The sequence below is a fragment of the Mesorhizobium sp. M7A.F.Ca.ET.027.03.2.1 genome (genome assembly GCF_003999175.1).
In the GTDB taxonomy this organism is placed as follows: Bacteria; Pseudomonadota; Alphaproteobacteria; order Rhizobiales; family Rhizobiaceae; genus Mesorhizobium.
The window spans coordinates 1-2,520 of record NZ_RZOM01000911.1 but is presented as its reverse complement, the minus strand read 5'-3'; the positions used below and the strand labels follow the sequence as shown (position 1 = coordinate 2,520).

General features: G+C 62.8%; 3 protein-coding genes. 2 read left to right on the top strand and 1 reads right to left on the bottom strand.

All coding sequences use genetic code 11. The features are described 5' to 3' along the window. The first annotated feature begins 12 nt into the window (after nt 1–12). Both EN750_RS28870 and EN750_RS28865 read left to right on the top strand, forming a co-directional pair. A complete protein-coding gene (locus EN750_RS28870) occupies nt 13–744 on the top strand; it encodes an SDR family oxidoreductase (protein ID WP_127398787.1) in 732 nt (243 codons plus the stop codon). A 218-nt stretch (nt 745–962) separates the two neighbouring features. Further along, entirely contained in the window at nt 963–1,808 is an 846-nt protein-coding gene (locus tag EN750_RS28865) for a fumarylacetoacetate hydrolase family protein (RefSeq protein WP_127398786.1), read from the top strand. Nucleotides 1,809–2,014: 206 nt separating this feature from the next. On the opposite strand, the gene EN750_RS28860 is transcribed toward EN750_RS28865, so the two are convergent. Continuing rightward, the coding region (locus EN750_RS28860; protein ID WP_145968006.1) for an ABC transporter ATP-binding protein at nt 2,015–2,520 on the bottom strand (506 nt) is incomplete at its 5' end.

Here is a 2,520-nt window from a genome sequence, read left to right as displayed (position 1 = left end):
GAGGAGAACAGCATGGCGGATCTGGCAGGCAAGGTCGTTGTCGTCACGGCAGCGGCGCAAGGCATCGGCAAGGCGAGCGCACTGGCGTTCGCAAAAGCTGGCGCCATCGTCCACGCCACCGACATCAACGAGGCACTGCTGGCGGAACTCGCCAGGGCGCCGGGGATCAAGACCCGCAAGCTGGACGTGCTCAACGACGAAGCCGTCAACGCCGCCTTTGCCGAGATCGGCGTCGTCGACGTGCTGTTCAATTGCGCCGGTTTCGTCCATTCGGGCTCGATCCTCGAGATGAAGGAAGCCGATCTCGATTTCGCGCTGGATCTCAATGTTCGCGCCATGATCCGCACCAGCCGGGCCGTGCTGCCCGGCATGCTGGAACGCGGCGACGGATCGATCATCAACATGGCCTCGCTGGCCAGTTCAACCAAGGGCGTGCCCAACCGCTTCGTCTATGGCCTGACCAAGGCCGCCGTCATCGGCCTGACCAAGGCGATCGCCGCCGACTATGTCGGCAAGGGTATACGCTGCAACGCCATCTGCCCCGGCACGGTCGAGAGCCCGTCGCTGCAGGACCGCATGCACGCGCAAGGCGACTACGATGCCGCCCGCGCCGCCTTCATCGCCCGCCAGCCGATGGGCCGGCTCGGCACGCCGGAGGAGATCGCGGATCTCGCCGTCTATCTGGCCGGCGCCACCTATACGTCAGGGCAGGCCTACAATATTGATGGCGGCTGGTCGATCTGACTGCGGAAATCTTGCCGAGCCGGACGAGCCGGCCCTTTCCCGGCGTTTGACAGGGGATCGAAGAGTCTGAAAATCCCGCGCGCCGGCTATCTTGTATGGCGATCGCGCTTGTCCGTAGTCAGGTCGATGGGTACGGTCCGCCGGTTCCTTGAAGGCGCAATCGCCTTGGCGGAAAGTTTGCAAAAGGCCACGAGGCCGCAATCAGGAGAAGGATTTAGATGAAACTGCTGCGCTATGGCGAGGTGGGAAGCGAACGTCCCGGCCTGCTCGATGCGGATGGAACGATCCGTGATCTCTCCGCTCACGTCACCGATATCGGCGGCAAGGCACTCGATCCGGCATCGCTGGCGGCACTCGCCAAGCTCGATCCGAAGTCGCTGCCGGCGGTTTCCGGCAGCCCGCGCCTCGGCGCCTGCGTTGCCGGCACCGGCAAGTTCATCTGCATCGGCCTCAACTATTCCGACCATGCCGCCGAAACCGGCGCCACCGTGCCGCCGGAGCCGATCATTTTCATGAAGGCAAGCTCGGCCATTGTCGGGCCGGATGACGACGTGCTGATCCCCCGCGGCTCGGAGAAGACCGACTGGGAAGTCGAACTGGCCGTAATCATCGGCAAAACCGCCAAGTATGTCAGCGAGGCCGATGCGCTCGACTATGTCGCCGGCTACAGCGTTGCCCACGACGTCTCCGAGCGCGCCTTCCAGGCCGAGCGGCAGGGCCAGTGGACCAAGGGCAAGAGCTGCGACACGTTCGGCCCGACCGGCCCATGGCTGGTAACCAAGGACGAAGTGGCCGATCCGCAGAACCTCAAAATGTGGCTGACGGTCAACGGCAAGACGATGCAGAACGGCTCGACCAAGACCATGGTCTATGGCGTCAAGTATCTGGTTTCCTATCTCAGCCAGTTCATGTCGCTGCACCCCGGCGACATCATCTCCACCGGCACGCCGCCCGGCGTCGGCCTCGGCATGAAGCCGCCGGTGTTCCTGAAGGCAGGCGATGTGGTGGAGCTGGGAATCGAAAGCTTGGGGCAGCAGAAGCAGACGTTCAAGGCTGACGTTTAGGCTTATCACCCGATAGGTTTGCGCCGCCCCTCATCTGGCTGCCGCCATCTTCTCCCCGTAGAACGGGGAGAAGGACGCTGTGACTGCTGCTTTCGCCAATCGCCAGCGCTGCAAAGAAGGCGCCGGCGTCGCGCCAGTACCTTTCTCCCCGTTCACGGGGAGAAATGCCCGGCAGGGCAATGAGGGGCAGCGCAGACGTATCAAGATTACTTGATCGTTTTCCCATCCGCTCCAAACCGATAGGTCTTCGCCGGATCCGGCGTCGCATACAGCGTGGCACCCGGCTCGGCATCATAAACACCAAAAATCCGCACGGTAATCAGACCGGCCTTCTCGCAATCGAGATAGAGGTTGGTGTCGGCGCCGAGATGTTCGGCGTGAACGACCGTTCCCTTCCAGGCGCCGGATTTCGGATCGACGGTCAAATGTTCCGGCCGCACGCCGATGGTCTTGGCGGTTTCGCCGAGCCTGGCGCCGTCGACGAAATTCATCTTTGGTGAGCCGATGAAGCCGGCGACGAACTCATTTGCCGGCGAATTGTAGAGCTCCATCGGGCCACCGATCTGCTCGATTTTCCCTGCGTTGAGCACCACGATCTTGTCGGCCAGCGTCATCGCCTCGACCTGGTCGTGGGTGACGTAGATCATCGTCGCCTTCAGCCGGCGATGCAGCTGCGCGATCTCCAGCCGCGTGTTGACGCGCAGTGCTGCAT

Excerpts from the sequence above, each read along its gene's own strand:
- EN750_RS28870 (WP_127398787.1), top strand. The coding sequence starts at position 13 with ATGGCGGATCTGGCAGGCAAGGTCGTTGTCGTCACGGCAGCGGCGCAA.
- EN750_RS28865 (WP_127398786.1), top strand. The coding sequence starts at position 963 with ATGAAACTGCTGCGCTATGGCGAGGTGGGAAGCGAACGTCCCGGCCTG.